A 19,839-nucleotide genomic window follows, 5' to 3' on the forward strand; every position below is an offset into this window, starting at 1 on the left:
GGGCGCCGACGCCGTCATCCTCACCGGTCGCACGGTGGACCTCTACAACCCCAAGGTCGTGCGTTCGACCACGGGATCGCTCTTCCACCTGCCCATCGCCGTGGGCGCCGAACTCGAGGCGGCACTCGTGCGCGCGCACGCGGCCGGACTCAAGACCATCGCGGCCGATGTCAAGGGCGAGAGCCTGCTCGCCGTGCGCGCCGACGGCGACCTCTCTGGCCCCACAGCGTGGGTGTTCGGCAACGAGGCACACGGCCTCGAAGACGACCAGCTGACCCTCGTCGACCGCGTCGCCTCGGTGCCCATCTACGGCGCCGCCGAGTCGATGAACCTGGCCACCGCAGCGAGCGTCTGTCTCTACGAGAGCGCGTTCGCCCAGCGCGCCTGACCCGCCCGGGCGCCGCGACGCACGCGCAACGCCCACGCGACGCACACACGACGCTCCGACGACCGAGAAGTTTCGTCGCGACATCCGCGGGGGAGCGGAGCGCCTGAAGCCCCGGAATCCCGCGGATCACCCCTGTTTCAGGGCCCCCTGCTTGGGTCACGAATCGGTAACGACCAGATTCTGACACGCGCCTGAAACACAGCGTCATCTAGCGTGGCCTCATGGCTCCCACAGATGAGACGAACCCGAGCGCCTCCACCGGATCGACGCCGATCAGCCGCTACGAAACGACGAGCAATCCGATCGTGGCGGGTCGCGGTGAACCGCTGGTGGTCGTGGAGAACGTCGAAAAGCATTACGGCGACTTCCACGCGCTGAAGAACATCAACCTGACCGTCAACAAGGGCGAGGTCGTCGTGGTCATCGGCCCGTCCGGGTCGGGCAAGTCCACGCTCTGCCGCACGATCAACCGCCTCGAGACCATCTCCTCGGGCGAGATCCGCATCGACGGCACCAAGCTCCCCTCCGAGGGCAAGAAGCTCGCAGCGTTGCGGGCGGATGTCGGCATGGTGTTCCAGTCCTTCAACCTCTTCGCCCACAAGACCATCCTCGAGAACGTGACGCTCGGCCCCATGAAGGTGCGCCGGCAGAAGAAGGCGGATGCCGAGAAGGCCGCCAAGGTCTTGCTCGAGCGCGTCGGCATCGAGCAGCAGTCGGCGAAGCTCCCCGCGCAGCTTTCGGGCGGACAGCAGCAGCGCGTCGCCATCGCCCGCGCCCTCGCCATGAAGCCCAAGGTCATGCTCTTCGACGAGCCCACCTCGGCGCTCGACCCCGAGATGATCACCGAGGTGCTCGACGTCATGACGCAGCTCGCCGCCGAGGGCATGACCATGATCGTGGTCACGCACGAGATGGGCTTCGCTCGCAAGGCCGCCGACCGCGTGGTCTTCATGGCCGACGGCGAGATCGTCGAAGACACGACCCCCGAGGAGTTCTTCGACCACCCGAAGAGCACGCGGGCCAAGGACTTCCTCTCCAAACTTCTGACGCACTGATCGCCGGTGCACCCCGAGAGGCGACGCACCGTCGCCGTCCTCCCTTGAAAGGAACAGCAATGCGCAAGAAGCTCACTCTCCTCACGGCTGGGTTCGCCACCGCGGCTCTGGCACTGACCGGATGCGGCGGGTCCACCGCCATCTCGACCGCACCCGCCGGTTCGGGCGACACCGAGACCGACAGCTCGCTCTTCGAGGTGGCGTCCGACGTCACGCTCGAGGGCAGCCCCACCTTCGACAAGATGAAAGAGGCCGACAAGGTCGTCGTCGGCGTGAAGGAAGACCAGCCGGGTCTCGGCTTCCTCGACGCCGGCACGGGCGAGCGCAGCGGCTTCGACATCGAGATCGCGCGCTGGGTGGCAGCATCCCTCGGCTTCTCGGCCGACAAGATTGACTACAAGGCCATTCCCTCGGCCAACCGCGAATCGGCTATCGTCAACGGCGACGTCGACTACTACGTCGGCACCTACTCGATCACCGACAAGCGCAAAGACCAGGTCGGCTTCGCCGGACCGTACTTCGTGACCGGCCAGGGCCTCCTCGTCGAGGCCGACAACTCGGACATCAAGAGCGAAGACGACCTCGCGGGCAAGACCGTGTGTTCCGCGACCGGTTCCACGCCGATCCAGAACATCAAGGACAACTTCCCCGACACGAAGACCACCGAGTTCGACACGTACTCGCAGTGCGTCGACGCGCTGAAGGACGGACAGGTCGACGCCGTCACGACCGACCAGGCCATCCTCATCGGTTATGCCGCCCAGGACCCCGACGCCCTCAAGGTCGTCGGTGAGCCCTTCTCCACCGAGAAGTACGGCGTCGGAATCGCGAAGGACGACACCGCCCTGCGCGAGTTCATCAACACCATGTTCACCGACGGTGGCGAGACCTGGACCAAGATCTACGACGCGACGCTCGGCGAGAGTGGCACGAAGGTCGACCAGCCCGAGGTCGAGGCGTACTAAGCAGCATCCGCGACCCCCGGTCGTAGCGTGTCGGGGCCGGTCAGCCGGCCCCGACACCACCCCACCGCCCGCGCGCCCCCGTGCGGCCAGAACGGAAGGAGAGTGTCACACCCGTGGACACCCTCTTCAACAACCTCGACATCTTCGTCGACGGTTTCCGGATGACATTCGTCCTCTTCTTCTTCTCGGCGATCTTCGCGCTCATCCTCGGCACCATCGTCGGTGCCATGCGCGTTTCGCCCGTGACGCCGATGCGAGCCGTCGGCACCGTTTACGTCAACCTGGTGCGCAACACCCCGCTGACGTTGCTCATGTTCTTCTTCGCGTTCGGCTATCCCAAGCTGGGGCTGCCGGATGTCGGCTACACCACGCTCGCGATCATCGCGCTGAGCCTCTACACCGCCACCTACGTGGCCGAGACGTTGCGCTCGGGCATCAACACCGTGCCCGTCGGTCAGGCCGAGGCGGCGCGTGCGATCGGCCTGCCGTTCGGGCAGACCATGTCCCTCGTCATCCTTCCGCAGGCATTCCGGGCAACGGTGCCCCCCATGATGAGCGTCTTCATCGCCCTGCTGAAGAACACGACCATCGCAGCCGGCTTCTCGGTCGCCGAGGCCGGAACGATCCGCCAGGTGCTCTCCGAGCGCGGTGAACCGCAACTGACGGTGCTGCTCTGGGTGGCGCTCATCTTCATCCTCGCCGTGGGCGTCTTGTCCCTCCTGCAGCGCTATCTCGAGAACAAGTGGAGGGTCGCGCGATGAGTTCCGTCCTGTACGACACCCCCGGCCCCCGCGCCATCCGCCGCAACCGCATCCTCGGAGTGGTCACGGTCCTCGTGGTCGCCGCCGTGCTCGCGTTCGTGGTCTACCGCCTCTTCGAGACCGGCCAGTTCGAGCCCAAGAAGTGGGAACTGTTCACGCTGCCGCTCGTGCACCAGAACATGTTCAACGCCCTGCTCAACACGCTGCAGGCCTTCGCCTATGCGGCCGTGCTGTCGCTCATCCTGGGTCTCGTGTTGTCGCTCGGGCGCATGTCGGAGCATAAGTGGGTCAAGTACCCCGCCACGGCGTTCATTGAGCTCTTCCGCGCCGTGCCGCTCCTCATCCTGATGTTCATCCTCTACTACGGCCTGCCGCCGCTCGGGGTCGAGGGCATCACGCCCTTCATCGCCGTCGTCACGGGCCTGACGCTCTACAACGGTTCGGTCCTCGCCGAGGTGTTCCGCGCCGGAGTCGAGGGTCTGCCGGTCGGGCAGGCCGAGTCGGGCTATGCCATCGGTCTGCGCAAGAGCCAGGTGATGCGCATCATCCTGCTGCCCCAGGCCGTGCGGAACATGCTGCCCGTGATCATCTCGCAGCTCGTCGTGGTGTTGAAGGACACGGCGCTCGGGTTCCTGATCACCTACCAGGAGCTGCTGTTCCTCGCGAAGTTCTACGGCTCGCAGGGTCAGTATGGTTCGCCCATCATCCCGTCGGCCATCGTCTTCGGCACGATCTACATTCTGCTGTGCCTCGCGCTCGCGGGTGTGGCGAAGCTCGTCGAGCTGCGTCTGCGCTCGAAGGTGGGCGTGGCGACCAAGGCGGCCGGGCAGGAGATCGACGCCGGCGTCTAAGATGGTGAACCGTGTCAGACACCACTCCCATCTCCGAAGAATCCGTCCAGGCCGCCGTTGACGCGGCCCTCGCGGCCATTGCCGGCGCGGCCGACTCCGAGCAGCTGAAGGCCGTCAAACAGGCCCACACCGCCGAGGCGTCCCCGCTCGCCGCCCTGAACGCGCAGCTGCGTCAGGTCGCCCCCGAGAACAAGGCCGCGTTCGGCAAGCTCGTCGGCGGCGCTCGCGGGCGCGTGAACCAGGCGTTCCAGGCTCGCGAGGCCGAGATCGTCGCCGAAGAGGCCGAGCGCCAGCTGGCGGCAGAGGCCGTGGATGTCACGGCCCTTCCGTCGCGCCGGGCCGTCGGTGCGCGTCATCCGCTCTCTGTTCTGCAGGAAGACGTCGCCGACGTCTTCGTCGGCATGGGGTGGGAGATCGCCGAGGGGCCCGAGCTCGAGAACGAGTGGTTCAACTTCGATGCGCTGAACTTCGACGCCGACCACCCGGCCCGCGCCATGCAGGACACGTTCTTCGTTGACCCCGTCGAGCGGCACCTCGTGCTGCGCACGCACACGTCGCCCGTTCAGGTGCGGTCGATGCTCGAGCGCGAGCTGCCCGTCTACATCCTCGCTCCCGGCCGCGTGTACCGCACCGACGAGCTGGATGCCACGCACACCCCCGTCTTCACGCAGTTCGAGGGTCTGGCGGTCGACAAGGGCCTGACCATGGCGCACCTGCGCGGAACGCTCGAACACGTGGCCAAGATCATGTTCGGGCCCGAGGCGAAGATCCGCTTGCGCCCCGCGTTCTTCCCCTTCACCGAGCCGAGCGCCGAGCTCGACCTGTGGCACCCGACCTTCGTCGGCGGCGCCCGCTGGATCGAGTGGGGCGGCTGCGGCATGGTCAACCCCAACGTCCTGCGCGCCGCGGGCATCGATCCGGATATCTACTCGGGCTTCGCGTTCGGCATGGGCATCGAACGCACACTCATGTTCCGGAACGACGTCAGCGACATGCGAGACATGATCGAGGGCGACATCCGGTTCTCACAGCACTTCGGAATGGTGGTTTAAGACGATGCGGGTTCCGCTCAGCTGGTTGGCCGAATACGTCGACCTGACACCCGGCACGACGCCGGAAGACGTGCACGAGGCGCTCGTGCGCGTCGGGCTCGAAGAAGAAGAGATCCACACGTTCGACCTGACCGGGCCCATCGTGGTCGGCCAGGTGCTCGATTTCGTCGAGGAGCCGCAAAAGAACGGCAAGACCATCCGCTGGTGCCAGGTGCGTGTTGCGCCGGGCGACGGCGAGGACGCCGTGCGCGGCATCGTCTGTGGCGCCGGCAACTTCTTCCCCGGGGACAAGGTCGTCGTGACCCTGCCCGGCGCCGTTCTGCCCGGCCCCTTCCCGATCGCCGCGCGCAAGACCTACGGGCACGTGTCCGACGGCATGATTGCGTCGTCGCGCGAGCTCGGTCTGGGCGACGACCACGACGGCATCCTGCGCCTCACGACCCTGGGGCTCGACCCCGAGGTCGGCACCGACGCCATTGCGTTGCTGGGGCTCGATGATCAGGCCGTCGAGATCAACGTGACGCCCGACCGCGGTTACGCGTTCTCCATCCGCGGTGTGGCGCGCGAATACTCGCACGCGACCGGCGCGGCATTCCGCGACCCCGCGCTCGCCGTCTCCGACCCGCTCGCCGGTGCGCTCGAAGGCTTCTCGGTCTCGATCGACGACCAGGCACCCATCCGTGGTCGCGCGGGCTCGTCGGTGTTCGTGACGCGCGTCGTGCGCGGTGTCGACGCCACGCGGCCGACGCCGCCCTGGATGGTCGCACGCCTCAAGCTCGCCGGCATCCGCTCGATCTCGCTGCTCGTCGACATCACCAACTACGTCATGCTCGAGCTCGGCCAGCCCATCCACGGCTACGACTTCGACGCGCTGCAGGGCGGCATCGTGGTGCGACGTGCCATGGCCGGCGAGACGATCGTCACTCTCGATAACGCCACGCGCACGCTGCACGGCGAAGACCTGCTCATCACGGATGGTTCGGGGCCGATCGGCCTCGCCGGCGTGATGGGTGGAGCCGCCACCGAGATGAGCGCCGAGACGACCAACGTGCTCATCGAGGCCGCCAACTTCGACCCCGTGTCGATCGCGCGCACGGCCCGCCGACACAAGCTGCCGAGCGAGGCGTCGAAGCGCTACGAGCGCGGTGTCGACCCGCAGATCGCCGTCGCGGCTGCCGCCCGCGTGGCCCAGCTCATGGTCGACCTCGCCGGAGGAGTGGCCGACACGACGGGTTCGGTGTTCAGCGATATCCCCGACCGCCAGCCCATCGAGCTGCCTTCTGGCTACGTTGCAGGTCTCGTCGGTTTCCCGATCAGCGCGGACGACGAGAAGCAGGCGCTCGCCGAGATCGGTGCGACGGTCGAAGACGGTGCGGATGCCGCATCCGCCGTGTTGCTCGTCACGCCGCCCAGCTGGCGCCCCGACATCACGGACAAGTCCGATCTGGCCGAAGAGGTCGCCCGCATCATCGGGTACGACCACATCCCGGCCGTGCTGCCCGTCGCGCCTCCCGGCCGGGGGCTCACGGTGTCGCAGAAGGTGCGTCGCCGGGTGGCCAACGCGCTGGCCGCCGACGGATTCACCGAGGTGCTCGCCTACCCGTTCGTGTCGTCCGCCCAGAACGACCTGTTTGGTGCGCCAGACGACGCCGAGGTCGCGGGCATCAAGCTCGCCAACCCGCTCGACGGCACCGTGCCGTTCCTGCGCACCTCGCTCCTGCCCGGTGTGCTGGAGATTGCGCGCCGCAACCTGTCGCGCGGTTTCACCGACCTGGCTCTGTATGAGCTGGGCTCGGTGTTCCGCCCCGAGGCAGGGGTCGACTACGGGCTGGTCGACCTGCCCGGCATCGAGGGGCGACCGGATGCCGAGACGCTCGCCGCGCTCGAGGCGTCGATCCCGCGTCAGCCCCGGCACGCCGCCCTGCTCGCGCTCGGCAACCTGATTCCCAAGCAGCCGGGGCAGCCCGCCGTCGCCGCGGGGATCGCCGACGTGCTCGACGCCGCGCGTGTCGTGGCCGCCGCATCCGGAGTTCACCTGACGGTGCGCCAGGGTTCGCACAAGGCGTTCCACCCGGGCCGCACCGCCGAGCTCTTCGTGGGTGCGCAGTCCGTCGGCTTCGCGGGTGAACTGCTGCCGCAGATCGCCGCCGAGCTGCACCTGCCGCGCGTCGTCGCGCTCGCCGAACTCGACCTGGATGCTCTGACCGTTGCCGGTTCCGGTGTCATCGAGGCCGAGCCCGTGCGCGCCATGCCCGCCGCCACGCAGGACCTGTCCCTGCTCGTCGACGCCGCGGTGCCCGCGGGCGATGTGCTCGAGGTCGTGCGTGCCGGCGCCGGCGAGCTGCTCGAAGACATCCAGCTCGTCGACGACTACCGCGGTCCGGGTGTGGCCGAGGGCGCCAAGAGCGTGACGTTCGCATTGCGGTTCCGCGCCGCCGATCGCACACTCACGGCAGCCGAGGCTTCCGAGGCGAAGCTGGCGGGTGCCGAGCGAGCCAAGGAGGCCTACGGCGCGACCGTGCGCGAGTAGCCCTGCGGGTGTCCCGCTTGCCGTGTCGCATGAATTGTGAACGGGCCGTCTCCCTTGCGGGGGCGGCCCGTTCGCGTGCACGTAAACGGATTTTCGCGCACAGATCGTGCACGAGTCGCGGATTGACCGCCGCAGTGATGCAGCCGATGCAACGGATGCCGCGTCCGCGCGCTCGCCCCGGCTGGAAATGGCCGCCTCAACCCCTGTAAGGTAATCCCATGGTTTTCGTTCGGCGCATCGACCTGCTTCAGGTCACCACGGCACAGGGTTCTGCCCGTGCGCGCCGACGCCGCTCGAGCGACCGAGTCTAGGCGACGCTCACCCGACCCTGCCGTTCTCCCGAACGAAAGCGTCAGAGGGCGTCGCCGATAAGGCACAGACCCCCGTCGCTTCTCGTCAATAAGGTAGAACCATGGCTTTCTCTGTAGCCGTAGCCGGTGCATCCGGTTACGCCGGCGGTGAGTTGCTGCGTTTGCTCGCGGCCCACCCCGAATTCCGCATCGACACCGTCACCGCGCACTCGAATGCGGGCCAGCCGCTCGTGCAGGTGCAGCCGCATCTGCGGTCGCTCGCGCATCTCACGCTCGTCGACACCACGCCCGAGACGCTCGCCGGTCACGACATCGTCTTCCTGGCGCTGCCGCACGGCAAATCGGGCGAGCTGACGGCCGAGCTCGACCCGTCGACGCTCGTGGTCGACTGCGGGGCCGACCACCGGCTGACCTCCGAAGAGGACTGGGCCGCGTTCTACGGCGGCGACTACTTCGGTGCGTGGGCCTACGGCGTGCCCGAGCTCATCGTCGGCGCGGGCAAGCAGCGGGACCACCTCGTGGGTGCTACCCGCATCGCCGCTCCCGGGTGCAACGCATCCACCGTGGCTCTCTCGCTCGCCCCCGGCATCGCGGCGGGCGTCATCGAGGCCACGGACATCGTCTCGGTGCTGGCCGTCGGGCCCTCCGGTGCCGGCAAGGCGCTCAAGACGAACCTGCTCGCGGCCGAGATCCTCGGCTCGGCGAACCCGTATGCGGTCGGCGGAACCCACCGGCACATCCCCGAGATCGCGCAGTCGTTGCGCGGCGCGGGAGCCGACACGGTCTCGCTCTCCTTCACACCCGTTCTCGTGCCGATGTCGCGGGGAATCCTCGCGACTTCGACCGCCCGCATCGTGCCGGGCACATCGGCCGAAGCCGTGCGGGCCGCCTGGCAGCAGGCCTATGGCGACGAAACCTTCGTGCACCTGCTCCCCGAGGGCGACTTCCCGCGCACGGCCGATGTCCTCGGCGCAAACACGGCGCTGATCGGCCTCGCGATCGACGAGAGCGCCGGCCGCGTCGTCGTGGTCGCGGCCGTCGACAACCTCGTCAAGGGCACCGCGGGTGCCGCCATCCAGTCGGCGAATATCGCCGTCGGCCTGCCGGAGTCCACCGGCCTGAGCGTGAACGGAGTTGCACCGTGAGTGTGACAGCAGCCGAAGGTTTCCTCGCGGCGGGCGTCGCCTGCGGCCTCAAGAACTCGGGCGGCCTCGACCTCGCGCTCGTGCAGAACGTGGGGCCCATCGCATCCGCCGCCACGGTCTTCACGAGCAACCGTTGCCAGGCCAACCCCGTGCTGTGGAGCAAACAGGTCATGAGCGACGGTCAGGTTCGGGCCATCGTGCTCAACTCCGGCGGTGCCAACTGCTACACGGGCAGCCAGGGCTTTCAAACGACGCACGCCACGGCCGAAGCAGTTGCCGACGCTCTCGAGGTCTCGGCGGGCGATGTGCTCGTCTGCTCCACGGGCCTCATCGGCGAGCAGCTCGATCTCTCCAAGCTGCGCGCGGGTGTCGCCGATGCCTCCGCGGCGCTCACGGGCGATGCGGATGCCGCAGCCTCCGACGCTTCGGGTCTCGCCGCCGCGCAGGCCATCATGACGACCGACACGACGCCCAAGCAGTCGACGTTCACGTCGCAGGACGGTTGGACCATCGGTGGCATGGCCAAGGGTGCCGGCATGTTGGCCCCGGGCCTCGCGACCATGCTCGTCGTCATCACGACCGACGCCGCTCTGAGCCCTGCCGAGCTCGATGCGGCTCTGCGTCGCGCCACGGCGGTTACCTTCGATCGCCTCGACTCCGACGGATGCATGTCGACCAACGACACCGTCTCGCTCCTCGCCTCCGGTGCGAGCGGCGTCACGCCCGGCGCCGACGATTTCGCGGCCGCGCTCACGGCGGTCTGCCAAGACCTCACGCTGCAGCTGCAGGCCGACGCCGAGGGTGCCGATCACGACGTGGCCATCGAGGTCGTCAATGCCGAGAGCGAATCGGATGCCGTCGAGGTGGCGCGCGCCGTCAGCCGCAGCAACCTGTTCAAGGCCGCGATCTTCGGCAAGGACCCCAACTGGGGCCGGGTGCTCGCGGCCGTCGGCACGACGCAGGCCGCCTTCGACCCCTACAACATCGACGTTTCGTTCAACGGCGTGCAGGTGTGCACCGCGGGCGAGCCCGATCAGCCCCGCGAACTGGTCGACCTGACCCCGCGAGCCGTCCACATCCTCATCGATCTGCACGCTGGCGACACGCGCGCGACGGTCTGGACCAACGACCTCACGCACGACTACGTGCACGAGAACAGCGCGTACTCGAGTTGATGACCATGACCGATCACATCTCCGACGAGATTCCCGACAACTCGCCCGCCGAGGCGCTGTCGAAGGCCAATGTGCTCATCGAGGCGCTGCCGTGGCTCAAAAGGTTCCACGGCGAGATCGTCGTCATCAAGTTCGGCGGCAACGCCATGGTGTCCGAAGAGCTCAGCCGGGCCTTCGCCGAGGACATCGTGTTCCTGCGGCTGGCGGGTGTTCTGCCCGTCGTCGTGCACGGCGGTGGCCCCCAGATCTCGGCGCGGCTCACCGAACTCGGAATCGAGAGCGAATTCCGTGGCGGCTATCGCGTCACCACGCCCGAGGCGATGACGGTCGTGCGCGATGTGCTGCGCGGCCAGATCAACGCAGACATCGTGACGGGCATCGAGGCGCACGGTCAGAAGGCGCTCGGCCTGGGCGGTGACAATTCGTCACTCTTCGGCGGTCGCAAACGCGGCGTCGTCATCGACGGCGAGCCCGTCGATCTCGGTCAGGTCGGCGACGTCGTTTCCGTCGACACGGCGGCCGTCATCGACGCGCTCTCGATCGGAACGGTGCCGGTCGTCTCGTCGATCGCCCCCGATCTCGACAACCCCGGCGACCTTCTCAACGTCAACGCGGATGCCGCAGCCGCCGCCCTCGCGGCCGCCCTGGGAGCCGCCAAGCTCGTCATCCTGACCGACGTCGCGGGTCTCTACAGCGATTGGCCCAACCGCGAGTCTCTTGTCTCGAGCATCACGACGAGCGATCTGCGGGCCCTGCTCCCGACACTCGAATCGGGCATGATCCCGAAGATGTCGGCGTGCCTCGAAGCCGTCGACGCGGGTGTGCAGAAAGCAGCCATCATCGACGGGCGCATCGCCCACTCCATCCTGCTCGAGGTCTTCACCAGCGAAGGCATCGGCACCGAAGTCGTTCCCGAGGAGGAATCATGAACACCTGGCGCGACGATGTCGAGCGCGACATGATGCGCACCTTCGGGCCGCCGGCCGCGTTCCTCGTCAAGGGCGAGGGATGCTCGGTCTGGGACTCCGAGGGAAATCGCTATCTCGACTTCCTGGCGGGCATTGCCGTGAATTCGCTCGGCCACGCCCACCCCGTGCTCGTCGAGGCGGCCGCACGCCAGGCCGCGACGCTCGTGCACGTGTCGAACCTGTTCTCCACGCCGCCGCAGCTCGAGCTGGCGGCGCGCCTCAAGCGTCTCGCCGGAACAGGCGAATCCGGCCGCGCGTACTTCTGCAACTCAGGTGCCGAAGCGAACGAGGCCGCGTTCAAGCTGGCGCGCCTCAACCAGGCGGGCGGCAAGCGCACGCGCGTGCTGACGCTCGAGAACTCGTTCCACGGTCGCACCATGGGGGCGCTCGCGCTCACGGGCAAACCGGCCATGCGGGCGCCGTTCGAACCGCTCCCGGGCGGCGTCGAATACCTCGAGACCACGATCCAGGCGCTCGAAGACAACATTGACGACACCGTGCAGGCCCTCCTGCTCGAGCCGATCAAGGGCGAGTCGGGCGTCATCGACCTGCCGCAGGGATACCTGAAGCGTGCGCGAGAACTGACCGAGCAGCACGGCGTCCTGCTGATCATCGACGAGATCCAGACGGGCGCCGGTCGCACCGGCACGTGGTTCGCGTTCCAGCAGGCCGACATCGTGCCCGACGCCATCACGGTGGCCAAGGGCATCGGCGGCGGCATCCCCATCGGAGCCATCGTCACCTTCGGCTGGGCGAGCGACCTGTTCTCGCAGGGCCAGCACGGCAGCACGTTCGGGGGCAACCCGTTCGCCACGGCCATCGCCAACGCCGTGCTCGGTGAGATCGAGAGCGCCGACCTTGTGGGCAATGCCGAGCGTCGCGGGTCTGAATTGCGCGACCTCATCCGCTCGTTCAATTCGCCGCTCATCGAGGAGGTCCGCGGTCGCGGCCTGCTCGTCGGCATCGGGCTGTCCCAACCCATCGCGCCCGCCCTGCAACAGGCCGCGCTCGCGCACGGGCTCATCATCAACGCGCCCAACCCCACGAGCATCCGACTCGCGCCACCCCTCATCGTGGGCGACGCCGAGCTGGCCGAGTTCCGAGAGAAGTTCGGCCGGGCACTGCGCGATGTGTCGGATGCCGCGGCTTCGGTCGATGCGCCCGCACACGCTCCTCACACCGCGGCAGCGACGTCCGCAGCGACGCCGGCTCAGGCATCCGCGCCGGCGCCCGAGGCAGAGCCCGAGCCCGCGCTCACCCCGACTCTTCCGCCTGCAATCGCCGAGCCCGAGGCATCCACCGATTCTGCAGCCGGCGCCCCCGCTCCCGGCGAACCGACCGCGCCCCGCGCATCCGGCGTCCCCGGCGCCGCGACCGCCCCGACAGCTTCCGTCTAAACCCTAAGGAACGACATGACCCGCCATTTCCTGCGTGACGACGACATCACGCCCGCCGAACAGGCAGATATCCTTACACTGGCTCACGAACTGAAGCGCGACCGCTTCCAGGCGAAACCGCTGGCCGGCCCGCAGACCGTCGCGGTCATCTTCGACAAGTCGTCCACGCGCACGCGCGTCTCCTTCGCCGTCGGCATCGCCGACCTCGGGGGAGTGCCGCTCATCATCTCGACCGCCAACTCGCAGCTGGGCGGCAAAGAGACGGCCTCCGACACGGCACGCGTGCTCGAGCGTCAGGTCGCCGCCATCGTCTGGCGCACCTACGCGCAGTCCGGCCTCGAAGAGATGGCCGCGGGCACCACGGTCCCCGTCGTCAACGCGCTCTCCGACGACTTCCACCCCTGCCAGCTGCTCGCCGACCTCCTCACCATCCAGGAGCACCGCGGCGAGCTCGCCGGTCTCACGATCACGTTCATCGGCGACGGCCGCAGCAACATGGCGCAGTCCTACCTGCTGGCCGGGGCAACGGCGGGGGCACACATCCGCATCGCCGCGCCCGACGAGTACAGCCCCGAGGCCGATGTCGTCGCGGATGCCGAGCGCATCGCCCAGCAGACGGGTGGCAGCATCCTCGTCACCACCGATGTCACCGCGGCCGCGACCGACGCCGACGTCATCGTCACCGACACCTGGGTCTCGATGGGCAAGGAAGACGAGAAGGCGGCCCGGGTCGAGACCTTCGGCGGCTACCGTGTCGACGACGCGCTCATGGCGCGGGCGAAGAGCGACGCATTGTTCCTGCACTGTCTTCCCGCCGACCGCGGCTACGAGGTCACCGCATCGGTGATCGACGGGCCGCAGTCGATCATCTGGGACGAGGCCGAGAACCGTCTGCACGCGCAGAAGGCCCTGCTCGTCTGGCTCCTGCGCCAAGCCGCATAAGCCAACACACAACTCACCACCACAACGAAAACAAGGAGAAACAGGTCATGGCAGAACGGGTAGTCCTGGCATATTCCGGCGGGCTCGACACGTCGGTCGGTATCGGCTGGCTGAAAGACGCCACCGGCAAAGAGGTCGTCGCCCTCGCGATCGACGTGGGACAAGACGGCGAAGACATGGATGTGATCCGCCAGCGTGCGCTCGACTGCGGCGCCGTCGAATCCGTCGTGGTCGACGCGAAGGACGAGTTCGCGAACGACTACCTGGTGCCCGCCATCAAGGCCAACGCGCTCTACCAGAAGCGTTACCCGCTGGTGTCGGCCCTCAGCCGTCCGCTGATCGCCAAGTACCTCGCCTCCACGGCCAAGGAGCTCGGCGCCAACAGCGTCGCGCACGGCTGCACGGGTAAGGGCAACGACCAGGTGCGTTTCGAGGCTGCCGTCGCCGCCCTCGCACCCGACCTCACGTCGCTCGCACCGGTTCGTGACTTCGCCCTCACGCGCGACAAGGCCATCCTCTACGCGCAGGAGCACAACCTGCCCATCGAGCAGTCGAAGAAGAGCCCGTACTCCATCGACCAGAACGTCTGGGGTCGTGCCGTCGAGACGGGCTTCCTCGAGGACCCGTGGAACGCGCCCATCGAAGACCTCTACACCTACTCGAAGGACCCCGCCGAGGCCCGCGAGGCCACCGAGGTCACCATCACCTTCGACCAGGGCGTGCCCGTTGCGATCAACGGTCAGCCTGTCACGCCCCTGCAGGCCGTCGTGCAGCTGAACAAGCTCGCCGGTGACCAGGGTGTCGGCCGCATCGACATCGTCGAGGACCGTCTCGTCGGCATCAAGAGCCGCGAGGTGTACGAGTCGCCCGCCGGTCTCACGCTCATCGCCGCGCACGAAGAGCTGGAGAACGTCACGATCGAGCGCGACGTCGCCCGCTACAAGCGCCGCGTCGAGGCCGAATGGGCCGAGCTGGTCTACGACGGCCTGTGGTTCTCGGGCCTCAAGCGCGCGCTCGACTCCTTCATCGACGAGACGCAGCGTTTCGTGTCCGGCGAGGTGCGTCTGTCGCTGCACGCCGGCAAGGCCACCGTCACGGGTCGCCGCAGCGAGGTGGGTCTGTACGACTACAACCTGGCCACCTACGACACCGGTGACACGTTCGACCAGTCGCTCGCCAAGGGCTTCATCGAGCTGTGGTCGCTGCCGTCCAAGATCTCGGCTCGCCGGGACCTCGCGAACTAGCATGGCCGTCGACAACACGTCGGGCGGAGCCACCCCGAGCGGATCCCTCTGGGGTGGCCGCTTCGCGGGTGGCCCGTCCCCGGCCCTGCAAGCGCTCAGCAAGTCCACGCAGTTCGACTGGATCCTGGCTCCCTACGACATCGCCGGTTCGAAGGCCCATGCAACAGCTCTCCACGCGGCCGGTTATCTGACCGCGGATGAACTCGAGCGCATGCACCATGCCCTCGACGCGCTCGCCGCAGACGTCGCTGATGGCAGCTTCCAGGCCGTCGAGGCGGACGAAGACGTGCACGGTGCCCTCGAACGTGGCCTGATCCAGATCGCCGGCCCCGAGCTGGGCGGCAAGCTCCGCGCCGGCCGCAGCCGCAACGATCAAATCGCCACGCTCGTGCGTCTCTACCTGCTCGATCAGGCGGGTGCCATCGCGCACGGAGTCATCCAGCTGATCGACGCGATTGCGGCGCAGGCGGATGCTCACCACGGCGGCATCATGCCGGGCCGCACGCATTTGCAGCACGCTCAGCCCGTCCTGCTCTCGCACCACCTCCTCGCGCACGCCTGGCCGCTGGTTCGCGATCTCGAGCGTCTGGGGGAGTGGTCGAAGCGGGCCAAGGTTTCGCCCTACGGCGCGGGTGCCCTCGCGGGCAGCTCGCTCGGTCTCGACCCGTCGCTCGTCGCCCGCGAGCTCGGCCTCTCGGGCGCGCTCGAGAATTCGATCGACGCAACGGCGGCACGGGATGTCGTGGCCGAGTTCGCCTTCATCGCGTCGCTGATCGGGGTAAATCTCTCGCGTTTCGCCGAGGAGATCATCCTGTGGAACACGCGGGAGTTCGGCTTCGTCACGCTCGACGACGGCTACTCGACAGGTTCGAGCATCATGCCGCAGAAGAAGAACCCCGATATCGCCGAGTTGGCGCGTGGCAAGTCGGGGCGCCTCATCGGCAACCTGTCGGGCCTGCTGGCAACGCTCAAGGGCCTGCCGCTCGCCTACAACCGTGATCTGCAAGAGGACAAAGAGCCGGTCTTCGATTCCGCCGAAACGCTCAGGGTCCTCTTGCCGGCATTCACGGGCATGGTGGCCACGCTCACGTTCCACACGGATCGCATGGCCGAACTCGCCCCGCAGGGCTTTTCGTTGGCAACGGATGTCGCGGAGTGGCTCGTCAAGCAGGGCGTGGTGTTCCGTGAAGCCCATGAGATCAGCGGCGCGCTCGTGCGCTTCTGCGAAGAACGTGGTCTCGATCTCGCCGAACCGTCCGACGAGGACCTGGCCGCGGTGTCGCCGCACTTGACGCCCGCGGTGCGCGAGGTCTTGACGGTCGAGGGCTCGGTCTCGAGCCGCGTCGGCACCGGCGGCACGGCTCCCGTGCGCGTCGCTGAGCAGCACCAGGCGCTCACGAAGCGCGTCGCCGAACTCGCATCGGGCTTCTTCGCCTGACCCGAGCGCGCAGTACTCGCCAACAGGGGCGGCCCGATCTCAGTCGAGCCGCCCCTGTTGCGGTGGTATTCGGATGCTCTCAGCGCGCCAGCAACGCGATCGCGGCTCCCGCGCTCGCCCACACCAGGCTGGCGAACGTGCCGATGATGAAGCGCTCCCGCGTCTCCGGCTCGGACAGTTCGGTGAACCGGCCGACACCTTTGATCGCCACGACCACGGCGAGCCCTTCGGGATATCCCGCGAGCAACGACGCCGCAACGGCGACTCGCTCCAGATATCCGATCGTGGCGCCGCCCCTCAGCACTTCCAGCGGCTTCTCATCGCGCCCCGTGCCGGTCGCTTCCGCGGGTGACTCGTTCGCTCCGGCTCCGGCTCCGGCCTTCGCCCCGACCATGATGCCGCCGTGATCCCCGTCCGGAACCGACCCTCGCGTGGCCAGATCGAGCACGGCAACGACGGCCGGTCCGCCACCCACGACCGCGATGGCAACACCCAGGAGCGCAAGCGCGAAACCGACCCCGTCGAGCAACGGCGGCAGCGGCACCAGCAGCAGGATGATCTCGGCGACGACGAGCACCGCGCTGGCAATGATCACGAGATGCCGTCGGGGCCTGCTCGCGATGATGGCGCACACGAGCGCGGCGACCGCGATCAACAGGGCGACGCTCGACACGGTGATCGCTCCGTACAGCTCGTTCTGGTTCATGCCTTCATCCTCCCGCGTCGGTGCCCGTCATTCCATCGGAAACCACTGACACGGATGTTCAGGCCGCGAGCGTCCCCAGTCGCTCCAGCAGGCGCCGCAACGCCGCCACCGAGCGTTCTTCGAGCCGTATTCCGGCGGCCTTGATGCGCAGACTCGCAGCGGATGCCGTGATCCCGAGAGACTCTGCGGCCTGTTTCTGGCTCATCCCGCTCGCCAAGAGGTCGGCAATTTCCCAGCCGCCGTCGGTGCGTCGTTCCCGCAGCGACAGGAGCAGGTCGATGAGTGCCTCGCAATCGCGGGCCAGGTCGGCCGCTTCGCCCGCGGCGGCAACCGTCTGGAGCGCGAATCGCGTCTGCGCCCGTTTTGCCCGGTCGACCGCTGCTCGTGCTGCGTAGTAGGCGTCCCCGGTAGCCTCCCGCGTCGACGCCGGCAGGGGATGTCTCACCCCACCGACCCCGACACCCACGCTCCACCATCCCTCTCGCGTCAGTTCGAGCACGATGTCGAGTACAGCTCCCGCGTCGTCGACGGCGGCCTGAAACTCGTCGCCGGCCGTTCGTTCGGCCGGCATCACGAGTTCTTCGGCGTGTCTGTCGGACACCTCGCGCACCGCCCGCTCGACGAGATCCGCATGAGCCCGGCTATTCACCTGATCAACCGTCAAGACAAACATCTGCACCTCACACCCTCAATTCCACCAACATAAGCCCAAACACTCAACTCCACAACATCAAGCAAATAACCTAAATCCCCGTCGGCGTTATGTCGCGGTACCTCACCCGCACACCCCCGTCGACCCGCGCCGCTGGTTCCGCCTTGCCCGCCGCGCCCGCCGTTACCGCCCACCGGGCCGCCTCCGCATCCCCGCATCCCCTCGCTGGTAGCCTTATCCCCGTGCCCGACCTGCAACGAACCCCCGCAAACGACCCGACTTTCGACAACGTGTGGGACGAGATCCTCTGGAGAGGCCTCGTCCACGTGTCGACCGATCAAGAGCAGCTCCGCACTCTCCTCGGCGGCGAACCGATCACCTACTACTGCGGTTTCGATCCCACGGCTCCGAGCCTGCACCTCGGCAACCTGGTCCAGCTCCTCCTCATGCGGCGACTGCAGCTCGCCGGACACCGACCGCTCGGACTCGTGGGCGGTTCGACGGGGCTCATCGGTGATCCACGTCCCACGGCCGAGCGCACGCTCAACACCCCCGAGGTCGTCGCCGGTTGGGTGAGCGATCTGCAGAAGCAGGTATCCACCTACCTCAGCTTCGAGGGTGACAACGCAGCGAGCCTCGTCAACAACCTCGACTGGACGGCACCCCTGACCGCCATCGAGTTCCTGCGCGAGATCGGCAAGCACTACCGCGTGGGCACGATGATCAAGAAGGATGCCGTCAGCGCCCGGCTCAATTCCGAGAACGGCATCAGCTACGCGGAGTTCAGCTACCAGATCCTGCAGGGGCTCGACTACCTCGAGCTCTTCCGCACGCGTCAGTGTGTGCTGCAGACGGGCGGCAGCGACCAGTGGGGCAATCTCACGAGCGGCACCGACCTCATCCACCGTGTAGAGCGGGCCACGGTGCACGCCATCGGCACGCCGCTGATCACCAATTCGGATGGCACGAAGTTCGGCAAGAGCGAGGGCAACGCCGTCTGGCTCAATCCCGAGATGACGAGCCCGTACGCCTTCTACCAGTTCTGGGTCAACACCGACGACGCCGATGTGATCGAGCGCCTCAAGGTTTTCACCTTCCTGACGCGCGCCGAGATCGAAGCGCTCGAGACCTCGGTCGAGACGGAGCCGTTCAAACGCGAAGCACAGAAGACCTTGGCTTACGAGGTGACGAGCCTCGTGCACGGTGTGGATGCCACCAATGCGGCCATCCTCGCCGCCCAGGCTCTTTTCGGCCAAGCCGATCTGACCGAGCTCGACCCCGGCACCCTGCGCGCAGCTCTCTCCGAACTCCCGAACGTCAACGTGCCGTCGGGCGCACCCGTCACACAACTCCTCGTCGACACCGGCCTCACATCGAGCCTCGGCGAAGCCCGTCGAGCGGTTGCGCAGGGCGGCGTCTACGTCAACAACGTCAAGGTCACGGATGACGCGGCCACAGTCGTCGACGCACTGCCCGGGGGAGTGGCGGTCCTCCGTCGCGGAAAGAAGACACTCGCGGGCATCTTCCTCGAGCAATAACGTCCCCGACGAACTCCGGATGCCGGTCACCCCCGTGGTGGCCGGCATCTGTCGTTTCCGCGGAAACACGGGCGACACGCCCGGGATGCAGCCCGAATTTGCGGCGGTCCCAGGACCTGCGTAAAGTACTTACTTGTCACCCCAAAGGTGCGGGAGAGCCGAAGAGCTTCCCGGCCTCAAGCGGGGGCCAATCCCAATCAGTTATCGAGTTGAACTTGTTCAACAGAGCATAATGATCTAGGATTGAAAACCCACCACCGGAGTTATTTTCTCCCACTTGTGCGCCTCGGCGCCAGACGTGAGAAGCTCTTGAAAATGTGGTGTAGGTTAGAGAAGTTGCCCTGATGAACAGCCTTCGGGTGGGTTTGTTGGGAGCGTCTGATCTTTGAGAACTCAACAGCGTGCACAATGTCAAATGCCAAATAACCTCGGCATCCTTTTTTGGGTGTTTGAGATTTCTTTGAGATTGAAAATGAATGTCAGTTGATATTCGGATTTGGTCAGATTGAACTCGTGTGGATTGTTCGCCTATTCCGGTGGCTTTTCTCACATCTGAATGTGCCGTCGCTCTTCGGGGTGGCTGGCAGATAAACATTTACGGAGAGTTTGATCCTGGCTCAGGACGAACGCTGGCGGCGTGCTTAACACATGCAAGTCGAACGATGAAGCCCAGCTTGCTGGGTGGATTAGTGGCGAACGGGTGAGTAACACGTGAGTAACC

General features: G+C 67.0%; 16 protein-coding genes, 1 rRNA gene and 1 pseudogene. 16 read left to right on the forward strand and 2 right to left on the reverse strand.

What is annotated here, in order from left to right:
• From ALI44B_RS00040 to argH, 14 genes and pseudogenes are all read left to right on the forward strand, one after another.
• On the forward strand, nucleotides 1-388 hold a 388-nt coding region (locus tag ALI44B_RS00040; RefSeq protein ID WP_143458837.1), incomplete at its 5' end, for a TrmH family RNA methyltransferase.
• Nucleotides 389-609: 221 nt separating this feature from the next.
• Nucleotides 610-1,443, forward strand: coding sequence for an amino acid ABC transporter ATP-binding protein (locus ALI44B_RS00045; RefSeq protein WP_079728439.1), 834 nt, complete (start codon nucleotides 610-612; stop codon nucleotides 1,441-1,443).
• Between the two features lie 59 nt (nucleotides 1,444-1,502).
• A complete protein-coding gene (locus ALI44B_RS00050; protein ID WP_077052763.1) occupies nucleotides 1,503-2,408 on the forward strand; it encodes a glutamate ABC transporter substrate-binding protein in 906 nt (301 codons plus the stop codon).
• Nucleotides 2,409-2,521: 113 nt separating this feature from the next.
• The gene (locus ALI44B_RS00055; protein ID WP_077052764.1) at nucleotides 2,522-3,169 is read left to right on the forward strand and encodes an amino acid ABC transporter permease; all 648 of its coding nucleotides are present in this window, start codon (nucleotides 2,522-2,524) and stop codon (nucleotides 3,167-3,169) included.
• Nucleotides 3,166-4,020, forward strand: coding sequence for an amino acid ABC transporter permease (locus ALI44B_RS00060; protein WP_077052774.1), 855 nt, complete (start codon nucleotides 3,166-3,168; stop codon nucleotides 4,018-4,020). The genes ALI44B_RS00055 and ALI44B_RS00060 overlap by 4 nt, the downstream gene beginning before the upstream one ends.
• An 11-nt stretch (nucleotides 4,021-4,031) precedes the next feature.
• Nucleotides 4,032-5,072: a phenylalanine--tRNA ligase subunit alpha gene (pheS, locus tag ALI44B_RS00065; RefSeq protein WP_077052765.1), complete on the forward strand. Its 1,041-nt coding sequence runs from the start codon at nucleotides 4,032-4,034 to the stop codon at nucleotides 5,070-5,072.
• A gap of 4 nt (nucleotides 5,073-5,076) precedes the next feature.
• Complete coding sequence (pheT, locus tag ALI44B_RS00070; protein WP_077052766.1) at nucleotides 5,077-7,602, forward strand: phenylalanine--tRNA ligase subunit beta; 2,526 nt, start codon at nucleotides 5,077-5,079, stop codon at nucleotides 7,600-7,602.
• A gap of 412 nt (nucleotides 7,603-8,014) precedes the next feature.
• A complete protein-coding gene (gene argC, locus ALI44B_RS00075; RefSeq protein ID WP_077052767.1) occupies nucleotides 8,015-9,058 on the forward strand; it encodes an N-acetyl-gamma-glutamyl-phosphate reductase in 1,044 nt (347 codons plus the stop codon).
• Complete coding sequence (gene argJ / locus ALI44B_RS00080) at nucleotides 9,055-10,233, forward strand: bifunctional glutamate N-acetyltransferase/amino-acid acetyltransferase ArgJ (RefSeq protein WP_077052768.1); 1,179 nt, start codon at nucleotides 9,055-9,057, stop codon at nucleotides 10,231-10,233. The genes argC and argJ overlap by 4 nt, the downstream gene beginning before the upstream one ends.
• Before the next feature lie 5 nt (nucleotides 10,234-10,238).
• The gene (gene argB / locus ALI44B_RS00085) at nucleotides 10,239-11,162 is read left to right on the forward strand and encodes an acetylglutamate kinase (protein WP_077052775.1); all 924 of its coding nucleotides are present in this window, start codon (nucleotides 10,239-10,241) and stop codon (nucleotides 11,160-11,162) included.
• Nucleotides 11,159-12,343 (forward strand): annotated as a pseudogene (locus tag ALI44B_RS00090) (acetylornithine transaminase); the annotation flags it as partial. The gene argB and the pseudogene ALI44B_RS00090, both read left to right, overlap by 4 nt.
• 270 nt (nucleotides 12,344-12,613) lie before the next feature.
• The gene (argF, locus tag ALI44B_RS00095; RefSeq protein ID WP_077052769.1) at nucleotides 12,614-13,540 is read left to right on the forward strand and encodes an ornithine carbamoyltransferase; all 927 of its coding nucleotides are present in this window, start codon (nucleotides 12,614-12,616) and stop codon (nucleotides 13,538-13,540) included.
• Nucleotides 13,541-13,587: 47 nt separating this feature from the next.
• Entirely contained in the window at nucleotides 13,588-14,784 is a 1,197-nt protein-coding gene (locus ALI44B_RS00100; protein WP_077052770.1) for an argininosuccinate synthase, read from the forward strand.
• A gap of 1 nt (nucleotide 14,785) precedes the next feature.
• Nucleotides 14,786-16,222 carry an argininosuccinate lyase gene (gene argH, locus ALI44B_RS00105; RefSeq protein ID WP_077052771.1) on the forward strand — a complete coding sequence of 479 codons (1,437 nt, stop codon included), beginning with the start codon at nucleotides 14,786-14,788 and terminating at the stop codon, nucleotides 16,220-16,222.
• A gap of 79 nt (nucleotides 16,223-16,301) precedes the next feature.
• Here the strand turns inward: argH and ALI44B_RS00110 are convergent, their stop codons facing one another.
• Nucleotides 16,302-16,928: a hypothetical protein gene (locus ALI44B_RS00110; protein ID WP_077052772.1), complete on the reverse strand. Its 627-nt coding sequence runs from the start codon at nucleotides 16,926-16,928 to the stop codon at nucleotides 16,302-16,304.
• A gap of 58 nt (nucleotides 16,929-16,986) precedes the next feature.
• On the reverse strand, nucleotides 16,987-17,601 hold the full coding sequence (locus ALI44B_RS00115; protein WP_077052776.1) for a SatD family protein: 615 nt from the start codon (nucleotides 17,599-17,601) through the stop codon (nucleotides 16,987-16,989).
• Nucleotides 17,602-17,822: 221 nt separating this feature from the next.
• Here ALI44B_RS00115 and tyrS point away from each other — a divergent pair, with 221 nt between their 5' ends.
• The gene (tyrS, locus tag ALI44B_RS00120; protein ID WP_238591925.1) at nucleotides 17,823-19,118 is read left to right on the forward strand and encodes a tyrosine--tRNA ligase; all 1,296 of its coding nucleotides are present in this window, start codon (nucleotides 17,823-17,825) and stop codon (nucleotides 19,116-19,118) included.
• Nucleotides 19,119-19,712: 594 nt separating this feature from the next.
• Nucleotides 19,713-19,839: ribosomal RNA gene (locus tag ALI44B_RS00125) — 16S ribosomal RNA — on the forward strand; the annotation flags it as partial.

It is taken from the genome of Leifsonia sp. ALI-44-B, from assembly GCF_001984125.1.
Lineage (GTDB): Bacteria > Actinomycetota > Actinomycetes > Actinomycetales > Microbacteriaceae > Okibacterium.

Bases quoted from the DNA above. Each gene is read 5' to 3' on its own strand.
- ALI44B_RS00115 (WP_077052776.1), bottom strand. From the start codon at position 17,601: ATGTTTGTCTTGACGGTTGATCAGGTGAATAGCCGGGCTCATGCGGAT.
- argF (WP_077052769.1), top strand. From the start codon at position 12,614: ATGACCCGCCATTTCCTGCGTGACGACGACATCACGCCCGCCGAACAG.
- ALI44B_RS00060 (WP_077052774.1), top strand. From the start codon at position 3,166: ATGAGTTCCGTCCTGTACGACACCCCCGGCCCCCGCGCCATCCGCCGC.
- pheT (WP_077052766.1), top strand. From the start codon at position 5,077: ATGCGGGTTCCGCTCAGCTGGTTGGCCGAATACGTCGACCTGACACCC.
- ALI44B_RS00050 (WP_077052763.1), top strand. From the start codon at position 1,503: ATGCGCAAGAAGCTCACTCTCCTCACGGCTGGGTTCGCCACCGCGGCT.
- ALI44B_RS00100 (WP_077052770.1), top strand. From the start codon at position 13,588: ATGGCAGAACGGGTAGTCCTGGCATATTCCGGCGGGCTCGACACGTCG.
- argC (WP_077052767.1), top strand. From the start codon at position 8,015: ATGGCTTTCTCTGTAGCCGTAGCCGGTGCATCCGGTTACGCCGGCGGT.
- argH (WP_077052771.1), top strand. From the start codon at position 14,786: ATGGCCGTCGACAACACGTCGGGCGGAGCCACCCCGAGCGGATCCCTC.
- ALI44B_RS00045 (WP_079728439.1), top strand. From the start codon at position 610: ATGGCTCCCACAGATGAGACGAACCCGAGCGCCTCCACCGGATCGACG.
- argB (WP_077052775.1), top strand. From the start codon at position 10,239: ATGACCGATCACATCTCCGACGAGATTCCCGACAACTCGCCCGCCGAG.
- ALI44B_RS00110 (WP_077052772.1), bottom strand. From the start codon at position 16,928: ATGAACCAGAACGAGCTGTACGGAGCGATCACCGTGTCGAGCGTCGCC.